Origin of the sequence: Micromonospora sp. NPDC005171, assembly GCF_040608575.1 — a bacterium.
In the GTDB taxonomy this organism is placed as follows: Bacteria; Actinomycetota; Actinomycetes; order Mycobacteriales; family Micromonosporaceae; genus Micromonospora.
The window spans coordinates 160,675-175,255 of the sequence record NZ_JBEXIM010000003.1; the positions used below are offsets into that span (position 1 = coordinate 160,675).

Annotated in this window: 15 protein-coding genes; 5 read left to right on the forward strand and 10 right to left on the reverse strand. The window is 71.4% G+C overall.

Annotated elements, in window-relative coordinates; all coding sequences use genetic code 11:
- The first annotated feature begins 159 nt into the window (after nucleotides 1–159).
- Nucleotides 160–747, forward strand: a complete 588-nt coding sequence (locus ABZU74_RS07310) for a hypothetical protein (RefSeq protein ID WP_355419430.1) — start codon at nucleotides 160–162, stop codon at nucleotides 745–747.
- A 52-nt stretch (nucleotides 748–799) separates the two neighbouring features.
- Here the strand turns inward: ABZU74_RS07310 and rlmB are convergent, their stop codons facing one another.
- Nucleotides 800–1,930, reverse strand: a complete 1,131-nt coding sequence (gene rlmB, locus ABZU74_RS07315; protein WP_355419432.1) for a 23S rRNA (guanosine(2251)-2'-O)-methyltransferase RlmB — start codon at nucleotides 1,928–1,930, stop codon at nucleotides 800–802.
- A complete protein-coding gene (gene cysS / locus ABZU74_RS07320; protein ID WP_355419434.1) occupies nucleotides 1,930–3,345 on the reverse strand; it encodes a cysteine--tRNA ligase in 1,416 nt (471 codons plus the stop codon). Before cysS ends, rlmB begins: the two co-directional genes overlap by 1 nt.
- Nucleotides 3,346–3,723: 378 nt before the next feature.
- On the opposite strand from cysS, the gene ABZU74_RS07325 reads away from it, so the two are divergent.
- Complete coding sequence (locus ABZU74_RS07325) at nucleotides 3,724–4,383, forward strand: helix-turn-helix domain-containing protein (protein WP_355419751.1); 660 nt, start codon at nucleotides 3,724–3,726, stop codon at nucleotides 4,381–4,383.
- A 625-nt stretch (nucleotides 4,384–5,008) separates the two neighbouring features.
- On the opposite strand, the gene ABZU74_RS07330 is transcribed toward ABZU74_RS07325, so the two are convergent.
- Complete coding sequence (locus ABZU74_RS07330; RefSeq protein WP_355419436.1) at nucleotides 5,009–5,464, reverse strand: hypothetical protein; 456 nt, start codon at nucleotides 5,462–5,464, stop codon at nucleotides 5,009–5,011.
- A 224-nt stretch (nucleotides 5,465–5,688) separates the two neighbouring features.
- Between ABZU74_RS07330 and ABZU74_RS07335 the strand changes: the two genes are divergently transcribed.
- Entirely contained in the window at nucleotides 5,689–6,180 is a 492-nt protein-coding gene (locus ABZU74_RS07335) for a DUF559 domain-containing protein (protein WP_355419438.1), read from the forward strand.
- 347 nt (nucleotides 6,181–6,527) lie between these two features.
- Here ABZU74_RS07335 and ABZU74_RS07340 read toward each other — a convergent pair whose 3' ends face one another.
- The 3 genes from ABZU74_RS07340 to ABZU74_RS07350 all read right to left on the reverse strand — a co-directional run bounded on the left by ABZU74_RS07340 (nucleotide 6,528) and on the right by ABZU74_RS07350 (nucleotide 10,053).
- The gene (locus tag ABZU74_RS07340; RefSeq protein WP_355419440.1) at nucleotides 6,528–8,231 is read right to left on the reverse strand and encodes a S8 family serine peptidase; all 1,704 of its coding nucleotides are present in this window, start codon (nucleotides 8,229–8,231) and stop codon (nucleotides 6,528–6,530) included.
- 56 nt (nucleotides 8,232–8,287) lie between these two features.
- A complete protein-coding gene (locus ABZU74_RS07345) occupies nucleotides 8,288–8,989 on the reverse strand; it encodes an HAD family hydrolase (RefSeq protein ID WP_355419442.1) in 702 nt (233 codons plus the stop codon).
- A 98-nt stretch (nucleotides 8,990–9,087) separates the two neighbouring features.
- On the reverse strand, nucleotides 9,088–10,053 hold the full coding sequence (locus ABZU74_RS07350; protein WP_355419444.1) for a DMT family transporter: 966 nt from the start codon (nucleotides 10,051–10,053) through the stop codon (nucleotides 9,088–9,090).
- 71 nt (nucleotides 10,054–10,124) lie between these two features.
- Between ABZU74_RS07350 and ABZU74_RS07355 the strand changes: the two genes are divergently transcribed.
- Nucleotides 10,125–10,685, forward strand: coding sequence for a CGNR zinc finger domain-containing protein (locus ABZU74_RS07355; RefSeq protein ID WP_355419446.1), 561 nt, complete (start codon nucleotides 10,125–10,127; stop codon nucleotides 10,683–10,685).
- Here the strand turns inward: ABZU74_RS07355 and ABZU74_RS07360 are convergent.
- The 3 genes from ABZU74_RS07360 to ABZU74_RS07370 form a co-directional block, all read right to left on the reverse strand.
- Entirely contained in the window at nucleotides 10,652–11,251 is a 600-nt protein-coding gene (locus ABZU74_RS07360; RefSeq protein WP_355419448.1) for a GNAT family N-acetyltransferase, read from the reverse strand. The genes ABZU74_RS07355 and ABZU74_RS07360 overlap by 34 nt on opposite strands.
- A 103-nt stretch (nucleotides 11,252–11,354) precedes the next feature.
- Nucleotides 11,355–11,537: a DUF397 domain-containing protein gene (locus ABZU74_RS07365; protein WP_355419450.1), complete on the reverse strand. Its 183-nt coding sequence runs from the start codon at nucleotides 11,535–11,537 to the stop codon at nucleotides 11,355–11,357.
- On the reverse strand, nucleotides 11,528–12,340 hold the full coding sequence (locus ABZU74_RS07370) for a helix-turn-helix transcriptional regulator (RefSeq protein WP_355419452.1): 813 nt from the start codon (nucleotides 12,338–12,340) through the stop codon (nucleotides 11,528–11,530). The genes ABZU74_RS07365 and ABZU74_RS07370 overlap by 10 nt, the downstream gene beginning before the upstream one ends.
- Before the next feature lie 499 nt (nucleotides 12,341–12,839).
- Between ABZU74_RS07370 and ABZU74_RS07375 the strand changes: the two genes are divergently transcribed.
- Complete coding sequence (locus tag ABZU74_RS07375) at nucleotides 12,840–13,130, forward strand: hypothetical protein (RefSeq protein ID WP_355419454.1); 291 nt, start codon at nucleotides 12,840–12,842, stop codon at nucleotides 13,128–13,130.
- A 15-nt stretch (nucleotides 13,131–13,145) separates the two neighbouring features.
- Here ABZU74_RS07375 and ABZU74_RS07380 read toward each other — a convergent pair whose 3' ends face one another.
- On the reverse strand, nucleotides 13,146–14,555 hold the full coding sequence (locus tag ABZU74_RS07380) for a class II fumarate hydratase (RefSeq protein ID WP_355419456.1): 1,410 nt from the start codon (nucleotides 14,553–14,555) through the stop codon (nucleotides 13,146–13,148).
- Between the last annotated feature and the right edge of the window lie 26 nt (nucleotides 14,556–14,581).

Consider the following 14,581-nt stretch of genomic DNA (forward strand, 5'->3'; position numbering starts at 1 on the left):
CGCAACCGACAGGGGTGGTCCGCTTCGGCGGGCCGCCCCTTCGTCGTACCGGCGGGGGTTGTCACCCTGTGGAGCCAGCGCGGGGATGGCTCTGTGGGGTGATTCGGCACGGGCGATGACGTTCGTACCGTCACGGCATTCCGAACCCGAGGAGACGCCGTGTCCGCCATCGTCACCGCCCACCCGACCGCCCGTCGTCGGACGCACCGGATCGCCCGCCTGGCCGGCCGCAGCCTCGCCTACTGCGCGACGCTGGTCCCGGTCGCCGTACTCGCGCTGGTGACCGCCCCGCTGGGCGGGGCCGGTGCCGCCGTCGCACGCTGGCGTGCCCTGCGTACCGGATTGCTCGGAATGCCACCGACCGCGGTGCCCGGCCGACGGCCCGGCACGGTCGCGGTGCTCGGCCACGCGCTGCTCAGCCTGCTCGTGGGTGCCGTGGCCCTGCTGCCACTCGGCGTTCAACTGCTGATGGTGCTGCGCGGCGTGCTCTACGGGGTGGTGGACCCGGGGCCGTACGACAATTCCTGGGGTGGCCCGACCCGGGCCGGCGCGTGGCTGGCGCACTTCCTGGTCGGCCTGCCGATGGCCGCCGCCGGGCTGGCCGCCCTGATCGGCATCGCCGCCGTGCACCAGCGGCTGACCCGACGCCTGGACGGCGAGCGGGGCTCGCTCTGGTTGCTTCCGACCGTGCTGCTGATGGCGGTTGCCGGGGCGTTGCTCTTCGTCGCGTGGACCCGTCAGATCTGACCACGAAGGCCCCCTCCCGCGCTCGGCGGGAGAGGGCCTTCGTGGACGTGCGTTACAGCTCGACGGAGCGCCGACGGGCGACCTCGGCCAGGGCGACCGCCGCGGCCACGCTGGCGTTGAGCGACTCGACCTCGGAGATCATCGGGATGCTGACCGTCAGGTCGCAGGTCTCCCCGACCAGGCGGGAAAGACCACGCCCCTCGGAACCGACCACCACCACCAGCGGACCGACAGCGGCCTCCAGGTTGTAGAGGTCGGTGTCGCCGTCGGCATCCAGGCCGACGACCATGAAGCCGGCGTCGCGGCACGCCTTCAGCGACCGGGTCAGGTTCGTCACCTGCGCCACGGGCACCCGCGCGGCCGCGCCGGCGCTGGTCCGCCAGGCGGTCGCGGTGATCCCGGCGGCACGACGCTCGGGTACGAAGACACCCTGCGCGCCGAACGCGGCAGCCGACCGGATCACGGCGCCCAGGTTGCGCGGGTCGGTGACACCGTCCAGCGCGACCAGCAGCGGAGCCTGCTGCTCCAGGGCAGCGGCGACCATGTCCTCGAACGGCTGGTACGCGAAGGGGGGCACCTGCAGGCCCACGCCCTGGTGCAGCACCCCGCCGGTCATCCGGTCCAGCTCGGCGCGGCTGATCTCCAGGTTGGCGATGCCCCGGTCGGCGGCGGTCCGGATGATCTCGTTGACCCGGTCGTCCATGTCGATGCCCTGCGCGGTGTAGAGCGCCGTCGCCGGCACGTTGGCGCGCAACGCCTCCAGCACCGGGTTACGCCCGACCAGCAGCTCCGGCGTGTCCTTGGACGGGTTGGACTTGCGCCCCGGCGTGACCCGGGGGCCGGACCGCCCGGTGGGCTTGCCGCCCCGCCCGCCGCTGGCACCCCGACCGACAGGTACGCCCCGACCGCCGCCCCGGCCCCAGGTGGTGTCCTTGCTGCCAGGCTGACCGATCTTGGGGGCGCGCCCCTCCTCGGCCGCCGCGCGGCGCTCCTTGTCCTGCTTCCAGGCGGTGCGCTGGGGCAGCTTCTCGGTGCCCGAGTAGCCCTTGTGCCAGGGCCGCTCGTCCGCGGGCAGGGTGCGACCCCGCCCGGCCAACGAGTCCTTGTTCTTGCCGCCGGTGCCCTTGGGGGCGCCTGCCTTCGACGTCAGTCGCCGGCCACGGCGCTGCGAGTTGCCGGCCATCAGTCCTGCTCTCCAATAGTCCAACGGGGGCCCTGGGGGGTGTCCTCGACCACCACGCCGGCCAGCTTGAGCTGGTCACGCACCGCATCCGCGGCGGCCCAGTCCTTGCGGCCCCGCGCCTGCGCACGCTGCTCCAGGGCCAGCGCGATCAGGGAGTCCACCACCGCACGAAGATCGTCCGATGGGCCGCCACCGGTCCAGGCCGGGTCGAGGGGGTCGATCCCGAGAATATCCAGCATTGCCCGCACCACGGCCAGCGTGGTGCGGACGGTCACATCGTCGCCGACGCTCAGCGCGGTGTTGCCGTCCCGAATGTGCTGTTGCAGCACGGCCAACGCGGCGGACGTGTTGAGGTCGTCGTCCATCGCCGCGACGAAACCGGCGGGCAACTCGCCGAGCTGCCCAGCACCGACCCGCTCGGCGGCCCGCTGCACGAACCCTTCGATCCGCCGGTACGCGGTGGACGCGTCCCGCAGCGAATCCTCCGAGTAGTCGATCACCGAGCGGTAGTGCGCGGCAGCGTAGTAGTAGCGCAACTCCACCGGCCGCACCCCGAGCGAGTCCACGTACGCCAGGCCCAGCGCGTTACCGGCGGACTTGCCCATCTTGGCCCCGCCGATGCTCAGCAGACCGTGGTGCACCCAGTAGCGGGCGAACGGCAACCCGGCCGCCTGGGACTGGGCGATCTCGTTCTCGTGGTGCGGGAACGTCAGATCCAGGCCACCGCCGTGAATGTCGAACTCCGGCCCGAGATAACGCCAGCACATCGCCGAGCACTCGATGTGCCAGCCCGGACGGCCCAGCCCCCACGGCGAGGGCCAGTAGGCGTCCGCCGGCTCGTCCGGTTTGGCACCCTTCCACAGCGCGAAGTCGCGCGGGTCCCGCTTACCCCGATCCGGGGCGTCCCCGGCCGACTGCATGGCGTCCGGAGACTGACCCGACAGCGACCCGTACGCCGGCCAGGACGCCACGTCGAAGTAGACGTCGCCGGAACCGTCACTCGCCGGGTACGCGTGGCCGTCGGCGATCAACTTCGTGATCAGCTCATGCATCTCGGGGATGTGCCCCGTGGCGCGCGGCTCATAGGTGGGCGCCAGCACGTTCAACGACCGGTACGACTCGGCGAGCAGCAACTCGTTGGCGTACGCGATCGACCAGAACGGTCGACCCTGCTCGCCCGCCTTAACCAGGATCTTGTCGTCGATGTCGGTCAGATTGCGAATGAAGGTGACCTCGTAGCCGGCGGCCAACAGCCAGCGGCGCAGGACGTCATAGTTGACGCCGGAGCGAAGATGGCCGATGTGCGGCGGGGCCTGGAGGGTGAGACCACACAGGTAGACCCCCACCTTGCCGGCTTCCCGCGGGACGAAGTCCCGCACCGATCGGGTGGCGGTGTCATACAGGCGTAGCGTCACCGTACAAGGGTAGCTGTCCGTGCCTGTCCGGGTCCGCCGGTGCCGGGTCGTACGCTGCCAGGCGTGGATGCGACCGCACGATCCGGTGGCTCCGGTGACCCGCCAACCAGCCCCACCGGCCCGACCTTCGGACTGCCCGACCCGGAATTTGGGCGGGCCTCCGGGCCGCACGACACGGCCTCCGGGCGGGCCTCCGGGCCAGGCGACGCGGACTTTGGGCGCGCCTCCGGGCGGGCCTCCGGGCCGGGCGACGCGGCCTTCGGACGCGCCTCCGGGCGGGCCTCCGGACCGGACGACGCGGCCTCCGGGCCGGGCGACGCGGCCTTCGCACCGGCCTCCGGGCCGGATGACGCGGCCTTCACACCGGCCGACGCTGGCATGAGACCGGCCGACGCGGTTGCTGGGCGGAGCGGGGAGACCTCGCAGACGCTGGACCGGGGGTTGCGGCTGCTGCACCTGGTCGCCGACGCCCCCGGCGGTCTGACCGTCACGGAGGCCGCGAATCGACTCGGCGTCGGCCGGGCCGCCGTCTACCGGCTGGTCAGCGCGCTGACCGGCCACGGCATGCTGCGCCGCGACGGAGACGGTCGGCTGCGCCTCGGAGCCGGGTTGCTGCACCTGGCCCGACGCGCCCAGCCGCTGCTCGCCGAGGGCGCGCTGCCCGCGCTACGTCGCCTCGCCGAACAGGCCGGCGCGACCGCGCATCTGACAGTCGTCGAAGGTGGAGAGGGCGTCGCCCTGGCCGTGGTGGAGCCGAGCTGGACGTCGTTCCACGTCGCGTACCGCGCCGGGGCACGGCATCCACTGGACCGGGGAGCGGCAGGCCGGGCGATCCTGGCCGGCCGAGCCGGGGTGGCAGAGCCGGTGAGTAGCAGTGGAGAGTTGCAGGCCGGGGCGTACGGGGTGGCCGCACCGGTGCTCGGCGTACCCGGCTTGGAGGCCAGCGTCGGCGTGGTCGCGCTCGCCCCACTGCAAGTCGACACCATCGGCCCCCAGGTGCTGGCCGCCGCCCGAGCCATCAGCACCGCCCTCAGCTGACCCCGCCCCCTCACCGCCGCACGTGCCCGGCCTCTGCGGCTTGATCAACTCGGGTTCACGGAAGTCGCGGTGTCCCGAAGCCGGTGACCGCCCGACTTCCGGGAACGCGAGTCGATCACCGCCCACCAGCGGTCCCGATGCCTGATTGGCCGGCCGTCCCGGCCAGTGCCATAGCACGATCGGCAGGCGGATTCGTGGTTGTCCACAGGTCCGGCGGCACGCGCGGGCCGGGTTGTCCACAGGGGTTTCGATGGCCGATCGGTGGTCGGCAGGCTGCTCGGCATGCCCCTACGTCCGCATCGCCCCGATGCCCTGGCCTGGCAGGTCTTCCGCGGCTCCGACGCTGTCCGGGACGGCCTGCTCACCGAACATCAGCTGCGCAACTCCGCCTGGGTGCGGTTGCGCCACGACATCTACGCCGATTCGCGGCTGGACCGAGACCATGCCCTCGCGTGTCGCGCCGCACTCCTCCGGCTACCGCCCGGAGTGGTGGTCGGCGGCCCGTCGGCCGCCTACCTGCACGGCGTCCAACATGCCGCGAGCTTCACCGACGATGTGCACGTCCTCGTGCCTCGACCGCTGCGGATCGGCCCACAGCGCGGCCTCCGCGTGCACGTCAACGCCATCACCCCGCTCCCGGCGAGCGAGACGTCTGAGCTGGCCGCGCCAACCACACGACGACCGGCAGGCACAAGACCACCATCGGACGCGCGCCGGCCACCGGACGCGAGCCGTCCGCCGACCTCAGGACATCAATCGGCCGCAATCCGACCTCCAGACGCAGGACGACCGCCCGGGGGAGAACGACCGCCCGGGGCGGGACGAATGCCAGACGCAGACCGATCGCCAGCCGCAGGGCGAATGCCGGACGCAGGCCAACCGCCCGGGGCAGAACGACCGCCCGGGGCGGGACGAATGCCAGACGCAGACCGATCGCCAGCCGCAGGGCGAATGCCGGACGCAGGCCAACCGCCCGCCGCAGGGCGATTGCCCGACGCGGGACGATCGCCCGCCGCAGGGCGAATGCCAGACGCAGACCGGCCGCCAGCCGCAGGGCGACCGTCGAGCGCTGGACGTCCACGTGATGCAGCGCGACCTACGGGAGTGAACCGCCCACCTGCCGCCGGAATGTCACCACGCCCAACACGGCAACTGTCGCGCCCGACCGCCGTGCCCGTCGGAGCACGGGGCTTGGTGGTGGCGGGTCGGGGCGATGGGTGGGCGGCGGCCAGCCCGAACAGGTCCAGGGAGCGGGACCTCCCGATCCCGCGGTCCGACCCGGGGCGGGCCGCCTGGGAGACGGCTGTGTGGCTCGACCCGGTCCGGGCGGTCGCGATCGTCGACTCGCTGCTCGGGCAGGGGCTGGCCGAACGCGACACCCTGACAGCATTGGCTGCCCGCAATGCTGACCGACCCGGTGGGCGACGAGCGCGCTGGGTCTTCGACCTGGCCGACGGCGGAGCCGAGTCTCCGCCGGAGTCCCATCTACGCGTGCGGTTGGTGCTGGGCGGGATGCCGCGCCCAGCGGTTCAACATCCGGTACGCCTGCCCACCGGCATTGTTCTGCACCCTGATCTGGCCTGGCCGCAATATCGGGTGGCGGTCGAGTACGACGGGAAGTGGCACTCCGACGCAGAGCAGCTGCACCGCGACCGCCGTCGGCTGAATCAGCTGGTCGCCGCGGGTTGGTTGGTCCTGCACGTGACCAGTCGACGGCTGCACGGCGAGTTCCCGGCGGTGCTGAGAGAGGTGCGCGGCGCCCTGGTCAGCCGCGGCTGGCGACAGGGATCGTCCTGATGACCAGGATCAACATGACCAGGATCAACTCGGGTTCCTGGAAACCGCGCCATCCTTCAGCCACCAACGCCGCGCCTTCAAGGAAACCGAGTCGATCATGACCGGCGCCGGGCGACGGCCGGTGACAACAGGCCCGGGTGACGGCAGGGCTGAGCAACCGCAGGGCCGAGTGACGGCAGGCCCGAGCGACCGCAGGGCCGAGTGACCGCAGGCCCGCACAACCGCAGGCCCGCACAACCGCAAGGCCCGCACAACCGCAAGGCCCGGACAACCGCAAGGCCCGGTCGACGAAGTGTCGACCGGGCCCCGGGGACGGTGGCGGTTGGGCCACCGCAGTGCGATGTGCGCTACGGGCGGGCGTTCGGCTTGAGCGGGGTCTTCACCGCCGCGTAGGCGTCGACGATCCCGTAGCCGTAGAAGCCGTTGAAGTTGACCCCACCGGCGCAGTACGCGTCGTAGGTCTCGTCCCGGCCCTCGTTGCGGTACTGCTGGAGGCGCGGCTCCGGGCACGCGTGCTCGGCCGCCGTGCGGTAAAGGTGCTGCTCGACCAGGTCCGGCGACATGCCGAAGCCACCCCGGCCCTGCGGCTTGCCGTACCGGCTGACGATCAGCGCGGCGACACCGGCGGCGTGCGGGGACGCCATCGAGGTGCCCTGCAGGTACGTGTAGTACCCGCACTCGCCGTTGGCCTTGCACTGCTTGAACACGCTCGTGGCGACGCGCGGATCGATGTTGCCGTCCGCGTCCACCTTGGGGTCCGGGATGGTGACGGAGATGGGCTCCTCCTGGAGCACCTTCAGCGGGTAGCTGGAGAGGATCCGGTTACCAGGGGTGTTGTACGTCGGGGTCCCGAAGCCGTCCCGCGCGAATCCACCGGGCGCGGCGACCGAAATCTGCTCGGTGCCGTAGTTGGAGAAGTCCGACTTCTTGCCGGACGGGCCGACCGACGACACGCCGATCACGTGCGGGCCCTCGGTGGGCAGGTCCCAGCAGCTCTCGTTGTCGATCGGGCGGGGGTACGGGGCGGCGCCGTAGTCGGGGCTCGTGACGTCGGTACGCGGTGCGCCCAGGTCCTCGTTGTTGTTGCCGAGCGCACCGACGAGGGTGACGCCCTTGTTGTGCGCGAAGATCAGCGCCCGCTTCATCGCTTTGATGATGGCCCGCTGCTCGGCCTGGTCCTCGGGCGAGTCGGCCGGGTTGGCGGAGCAGTTGTAGAGCCACGGGTCGACGTAGAACGACATGTTGACCACGTCGATTCCGGACCGGCCGGCGTAGACCAGGGCGTTGACCACCGGGTCGAGGAAGAAGTAGCCGGAGTCCTGGCCACCCTTGAGTTCGACCAGCGATACGTTCGGGGCGACGCCGGAGAGGCCGAAGCCGTTGGCTGCGGCGCCGATGGTGCCGGCCACGTGGGTGCCGTGCCCGCCGTCGTCGGTACCGACGGGGTCGAGGCAGCTCGACACCTCGCAGGGGCCGTCCACGTCGGTCAGGTCGGGCGCGAAGTTGCGCGACAGCGACCAGTTGAAGTTTGGCGCGATGTCCGGGTTGCTGGCGTCGACGCCGGTGTCCAGCACGCCGACGGTCACCCGGCGGTCGCCCGGCTCGATCTTGCGGGCCTTGTCGGCCTGGATCATCTCCAAGCCCCACAGCTTTTCGTCGAGCGGGTCCATCTTGGCACCGCGTCGGGCTGCGGCCCCCGCCGACGCCGCCGTCAGGGTCTCCTGCTCAACCCGGTCCAGCTTCGGCTTGCGGCCAATGGCCTTCTGCTCGGCGGCGCCGATCAGCGTCGGCGCGGCGGTCGCCCTGGCTGCGAAGTCGGCCCGGTCGCTGCTGACCTGGAACATGCCGACCTCGTCGGACCGCGACACCACAGTGCCGCCAGCTGCCTGGATCGCGGCGACGGCCGTGTCGGCGGCGACGCCATCCTCGGCGACGACGGTGAAGGTGCGGGAGTCGCTCGGCGCGGCGTTGGCCGGCACACCCAACCCCGTAGCCGTAAGTGCCAGCACTGCCGCGGTCGCGACCGTACGGGCGGTGAAGCGCTTGCTCACCACATCGGATCCTCTCGTTGAGGGACGTGGCAGCCATCACACAACACCATTCGGGATTACGCCAGTTGAGCGCCCGTTATGGCCGTGAATCCCGCCAGCGCGGCCGGCAGATCGGCCATGCTGGAGACTTCGGCGTCGGGCGTGCAGCCGGGTGGGCGCGGCAGGCCGAGCCGGTTCAGCCACACCGATCGCAGGCCGGCCCGCTGAGGTGCCACCACGTCGTGCTCCCAGGAGTCACCGACGTACACGATCTGCCGGGCTGGCACGCCGGCCGCCTCGACCACGGCTGCGTAGAACTCTGGGGCCGGCTTCTTGGGCAGGCCGTTCTCGTGCGCGTACAGCTCGAAGGCGAACTCGCCGGTGAGCCCGCATCGTTCGGCGCGGCTGTTGCCGTTGGTGGCGAAGCCCAGCGTGTACTGGCCGCGCAGCGTGGCCAGCGCTGGCGGTACGTCCGGGAACGGTCGGGTGAGGGCGAACCGGCGGGCGAAGAAGAGGTCCGCGATCTCGTCCAGGTGGTCGGCCAGCGCGGCGCGGCTCAGCGACCGGGCCAGCGCGGCGCGCCGGATCTCCATCACCGGGGCGGCCGTCAGCTCGCCGAAGACGACGTCCCAGTCCGACTCCAGCTCGGCGAGCGTCACCCCGGCCGCCACCGGGGTGCGCCGCCGCATCTCGTCGAGGACAGCCACCAGCCCGCCAGTCACTGCGGGACGCAGGTCCAACAGGGTCTCGTCAGCATCGAACACCACAGTGGTCAGCACAACGCCACTCTCTCACCGCCCACGAAACCCACCGCCCGCCGAAGCCACCGCCCGCTGACTAGCGCCGACCATCAGGCAGTACACCGACCGCCACACCCTCACCGACCGTCGAGTGCCAGTTCGGGCTCGGGCGTGACCGGCGTGACCGGCGCGGGCGTCGCTCGCAGCTCGTCGAGGCGTACCAGGGAGACGCCGGCGACGATCAGCACGCCGCCGAACAACTGCCAGCCGGTGGGCAGCTCGTTCAGGAAGATCCAGGCGATCAGCACCGCGAAGAGCACCTCGGTCAGTCCGACGAACGACGACAGGCGGGGGCCGAGGATCCGGGTGCCGGCGATACCGGCGAGGTAGGCGATGACGGCGGCCACCAGCGAGAGCCCGGCGATGGGCACCAACCAGCTGGTGGGCTGCCCGGCGAAGGTGACCTCGCCGAAGGTGGCGTGCAGTGGCAGCAGGCCGGTCAGCCCGATGAGGAGCAGCACGGCGGCGCCGACCGCCATTCCGCCGCTGGCCATGGCGACCGAGGGTAGTCGGGGGTCGACCCGGCCGGCGAGCACGAAGTACCCGGCCAGGCCGAACGCCGCGCCCAGCCCCCAGAGCACGCCTACCGGGTGGAAGTCGGCGGTGCCGGCGAGGTCGAGTACGAACGCCAGCCCGGCCAGCGCGGCCACCGACCCGGCGACGGTGAGTCGGCGGGGCGGCTGCCCGTGCCGCAGCCACATCCAGACCACGACGAGGATGATGCCCAGGTATTCCAGCAGCAGCGCGACACCGACCGGCAGGTAGCGCACGGCGTTGAAGAAGCACACCTGGGCCAGCGCCACTCCGAGGAGCCCGAACAGCCCGATGGCGGTGGCGTTGCTCCGCAGCACGTCCCATTTGCCCCGCAGCGACAGCAGGGCGGGGATCGCCAGCACCAGGGCGGCCACGCCGACGCGGGCGATCACCGCGGACTCGGCCGACCAGCCGGCCTCGATGAGCGACCGCGCGAAGGTTCCGGAGGTGGCGAAGGTGACTGCGGAGAGCAGCGCCAACCCGACGCCGGCAGCAGGTCGTGAGTGCATGTCGCGCTCCTCGGGATGGGCACCGTGTCATGAGCAAACTATCCTTGTGCTGATGACGCTAGGCGGAAGCCATGACAGGAGTCAAGTTGCTATTCGCTCATGACACCGAGTGTTCGCTGATCGCCGCCGCGGCGCTGGTCAACACCGCGGGCCGGGACGGCGAGTTACTGCCCGACGTCGCGGCGCTGGACGCGTTCTTCGTCCGCTACTCCTACAGCGGCCGGCACGAGCACACCGACGCCGAACTGCGGGCGGTTCGAGACCTGCGGCCCCAACTGCGCCGCATCTGGTACGCCGAGCCACCTGAGATCGTCGCGGTGGTCAACGGCCTGCTGCTGGAACACAGGGCGCTGCCCCAGCTCATCGAGCACGACGACGAGCCGTACCACCTGCACGCCGTGCCCCGCGACGCGCCGCTGGCCACCCGGATCGCGGTGGAGGCCGCCATGGCGATGGCCGACCTGGTCCGTACCGGCGAACTGAGCCGGCTGCGGATCTGCGAATACCCGGACTGCGACAACGTGGTCGTCGACCTGTCCCGCAACCGGTCCCGGCGGTTCTGCGAGGCCGGCTGCGGCAACCGCGCGGCGGTGACCGCCTACCGCGCCCGCCGGGCCGCCGGCCGTTCCTGACCGACTGTCGCCCACTCCTCGGCCCGCACCTCGTACTCCACCTCGCCCTGCTCGGTACCCGGGATGGGGTCGTCCCACTGGAGGTGGAAGGTCCGCACGTAGTGCAGCCCGGCCTTCACCATCACCCGCCGGGAGCGTTCGTTGACAGCCATCGTCTCGGCCCAGACCCGACGCACCCCGAGGGTGTCGAAGGCGTACCGGACCAGCGCCCGCGATCCCTCGGTGGCCAGCCCTCGCCCCCACGTCGAGCGGCGCAGCCGGTAGCCCAACTCGGCCTCGGTGCCGTCCTCCGACGGGTCCAGCGCGAACCAGCCCACGAACTCGCCGGACTCCCGATCGTGCGCCGCCCACCGACCCAACCCGGGATGCCTGTCGTACTGGGCCAGCAGCCTCGGCAAGTGCTCGTCACGCACGGCGGCCAGCGGGGTCGCGACGCCACCGGTGAGGAAACGCATCACCTCGGGGTCGCTGTCCAGCTCGACCAGCGCGTCCACGTCGGCCGTGGTCAGCCGCCGCAACCGCAACCGCTCGGTCCCCGCCGGCACACCCGCCGCATCGTCACCCACAGCCGGATCATCCCGCTGCCCCGCCACCCCGTCGAGCCGTTTACCCGGGCCGCCCCAGATCTGCGGGGAAAACCCGACCGCCGTCGCGGGCGAGGCGGTCGCGTCAGCGCGGAGGCGCGGCCACGAAGAGCCGCCAGGAGTACGCGTCGACAACGAGCACGGGACCGTCCGAGTCCTTGCTGTCTCGCACCCCGACCACGCTCCCCAGATTCGTAGCCACCTCGACGCAGTTGGCGTCCTGGTTGCTGCGGCTGCTCTTGCGCCACTCAGCTCCGCTCAGCTCCACGACTCGGCCACCTCGTTCATCAACTCGATGGACGCCTGCGGGGGCAGGGCCTCACCCAAGGTAGCTTCCCAGACCCGCTGCAACCGCAACAGATCCTTCGGCTGGTCCAACTCCTGGCCGCGAACCTGACAGTCCAGGTAGGCCACCTCCGTGCCGTCGGGCAGGGCGGCGAGCGCGAACTGCCCGCCGAGACCCGGATACTCCTCGGCGGATCGCGGCACCACATGCAGCCGGACCCGAGGGTGCTCGGTGGCGATGCGTACCAGGTGCAGCGTCTGGTCGCGCATCACCTTCCGCCCGCCCACCCGCCGTCGCAGCACCGCCTCGTCCAGTACCGCAACGACGTGTGGCGACCGCTCGCTGTGCAGAACCTCTTGGCGGCTCATCCGGTCGGTCAGTCGCCGGTCGACCTCCTCGGTAGCGAGCAGGCCGCCCGCCTCGAAGACCGCACGGGCGTAGTCCTCGGTCTGGAACAGCCCTGGCACGTAGCGAGGCTCGTACCACCGGACCGTGCGCGCCTGCTCGAAGATCGCCTGCCAGCCGCGTAGCCAGGGCTGGGCCCGGTCCAGGCTGACCAGTTCGGTGGACATCCGGCCGAAGAGGCCGCCGGTGTCCAGGGCGCGGTCGACGAGTTCCAGGTACTTGGTGGTGGGCACCTGCTGGCCCAGCTCGACGGCGCTGACCATCGACGCCGAGTAGTTCACCGCCTTGGCCAGCTCGTCCTGACTCCAGCCGCGCCGGACCCGCGCCCGGCGCAGCTCCGCGATCAGGAACGCCGCCGCCGTCATCTGTCCATCGGCCATGCCCAGCCACTCTCCAACCCGCCGACGATCAACTCCAGCCGACCAACAGAGCCGGCGCGGCCCGGAACAGGGCAGCTACGACAGGTGGGCCGAACCCTTCCGACCGTAGTCGTCCGATCACCAGACTGTGAAGCGCGGCACCGCTCCCCGTCCCCCGGGCCCGGCGGCGCCGCACGGGACCGCCCGCTCCCCCGTGCCGGGCGGTCCCACCCCCACCCAACCCGACCGACCGCCCAAGATCGTGCTCGATCGTGGAAGTAGTGGGGTCCTGACGTGCGGAAACCACTACATCCAGGATCGAGCACGATCTTGACGCGCCGTCGCCGCCGGAGTGCCGCCTCCGGGGCGCGCGCGACGCAGGAAGCGAGAACGCGGGGGCACGGCGCGCGGGGGCGGCGCGGGGGCACGGGGCGCGGGGGCACGGGGCGCGGAGACGCAGAAGGTGCGGAGGGCGCGGGGTGATGCCACAAGCGAGTCAGCTCGAAAGGACCGCAACGCCATGTCCAGGACCACCCTGCCCGACCGCGCGACCACACCCCGACGACCGCACCTGCCGCTGCGCCCGCTCTGGCTCTGCCGGGTCTGTGCCGCGCCCTGGCCATGTCCAGTCGCCCGACTCACTCTCCGTCAGGAGTACGCGAACGATCGGATCGGGTTGAGCGTCTACCTGTGCACGGTCCTGCACGAGGCGGCCGCCGACCTGTATCGGCTCAACCCGCACGACGGCCCGGACCCCGCGGCGCTCTTCACCCGCTTCCTCGGCTGGGCGAGACCGCGACACCTGCGCTGAGCGGGGCGGTCCGGATCAGGGGTGGGTCATCCGGAGCAGGTCCAACGTCTCGTCGAGTTGGGTCTCGGTGAGCTTGCCGGAGTCGACGTGACCCCGGGAGATCACCACCTCGCGGATCGAGGTCTGCTTGGCCAGCGCCTCCTTGGCGATGGACGCGGCCTCGTCGTACCCCAGGTAGCGGTTGAGTGGCGTGACGATCGACGGTGAGCCCTCGGCGTACGCCAGGCAGACCTCGGCGTCCGCGACCAGGCCGGCCACCAGCCGGTCGGCGAAGAGCCGGCTGACCGCGGAGAGCAGCCGGATCGACTCCAACAGGTTGCGGCCCATCACGGGGAGCATCACGTTCAGCTCGAAGTCGCCCTGCGAGCCGGCGAACCCGACCGCCGCGTCGTTGCCGATCACCTGGGCGCAGACCTGTCGCATCGCCTCGGCGACCACCGGGTTGACCTTGCCCGGCATGATCGAGGAGCCGGGCTGGAGGTCGGGGATGCGCAGCTCACGCAGGCCGGCGCGGGGGCCGGAACCCATCCAGCGGATGTCGTTGGCGATCTTGTACAGGCCGATCGCCACGGTACGCAGCTGCCCCGAGGTCTCCACCAACGCGTCCCGGGCGCCCTGCGCCTCGAAGTGGTTACGCGCCTCGCTCAGCGGCAACCCGGTCGACTCGCGCAGCTTGTCGATCACGGCGGCGGCGAAGCCGAGCGGGGTGTTGATCCCGGTGCCCACGGCGGTGCCGCCCAACGGCAGCTCGGCCAGTCGGGGCAGCGCGCCCTCCAGCCGTTCGATCCCGTAGCGGACCTGGGTGGCGTACCCGCCGAACTCCTGACCGAGGGTGACCGGAGTGGCGTCCATCAGGTGCGTACGACCGGCCTTGACCACCGTCTCGAACTCCGCCGCCTTGGCCTCCAAGGCGGCCGCCAGGTGCGCCAGCGACGGCAGCAGATCCTCCACGATGAACTGGGTGGCCGCCAGGTGGATCGAGGACGGGAAGACGTCGTTGCTCGACTGGGAGGCGTTGACGTGATCGTTCGGGTGTACCGGTGAGCCCAGCTCACGGCTCGCCAGGGTGGCGATCACCTCGTTGGTGTTCATGTTCGACGACGTGCCCGAGCCGGTCTGGAACACGTCCACCGGGAACTGGTCGTCGTAGCCACCGTCGGCCACGTGCGCGGCGGCGGCTGTGATGGCGGCGGCCACGTTGGCGTCGATGACACCCAACTCGCCGTTGACCTCGGCCGCCGCGCCCTTGATCTGGGCGAGGGCCTTGATCTGAGCCGGTTCGAGACCTCGGCCGGAGATCGGGAAATTCTGCACCGCGCGCTGGGTCTGCGCCCGCCACAGCGCCTCGGCGGGCACCTCCACCTCGCCCATCGAGTCGCGTTCGATGCGGTAACCGGTCGCCTCTGGAGTCGTCACGCGTACCATCCTGCCGCGCCCGTGGCCGACTCGCA

Bases quoted from the DNA above. Each gene is read 5' to 3' on its own strand.
- rlmB (WP_355419432.1), bottom strand. From the start codon at position 1,930: ATGGCCGGCAACTCGCAGCGCCGTGGCCGGCGACTGACGTCGAAGGCA.
- ABZU74_RS07325 (WP_355419751.1), top strand. From the start codon at position 3,724: ATGAGACCGGCCGACGCGGTTGCTGGGCGGAGCGGGGAGACCTCGCAG.
- ABZU74_RS07350 (WP_355419444.1), bottom strand. From the start codon at position 10,053: ATGCACTCACGACCTGCTGCCGGCGTCGGGTTGGCGCTGCTCTCCGCA.
- ABZU74_RS07355 (WP_355419446.1), top strand. From the start codon at position 10,125: ATGACAGGAGTCAAGTTGCTATTCGCTCATGACACCGAGTGTTCGCTG.
- ABZU74_RS07370 (WP_355419452.1), bottom strand. From the start codon at position 12,340: ATGGCCGATGGACAGATGACGGCGGCGGCGTTCCTGATCGCGGAGCTG.
- ABZU74_RS07375 (WP_355419454.1), top strand. From the start codon at position 12,840: ATGTCCAGGACCACCCTGCCCGACCGCGCGACCACACCCCGACGACCG.
- ABZU74_RS07380 (WP_355419456.1), bottom strand. From the start codon at position 14,555: ATGGTACGCGTGACGACTCCAGAGGCGACCGGTTACCGCATCGAACGC.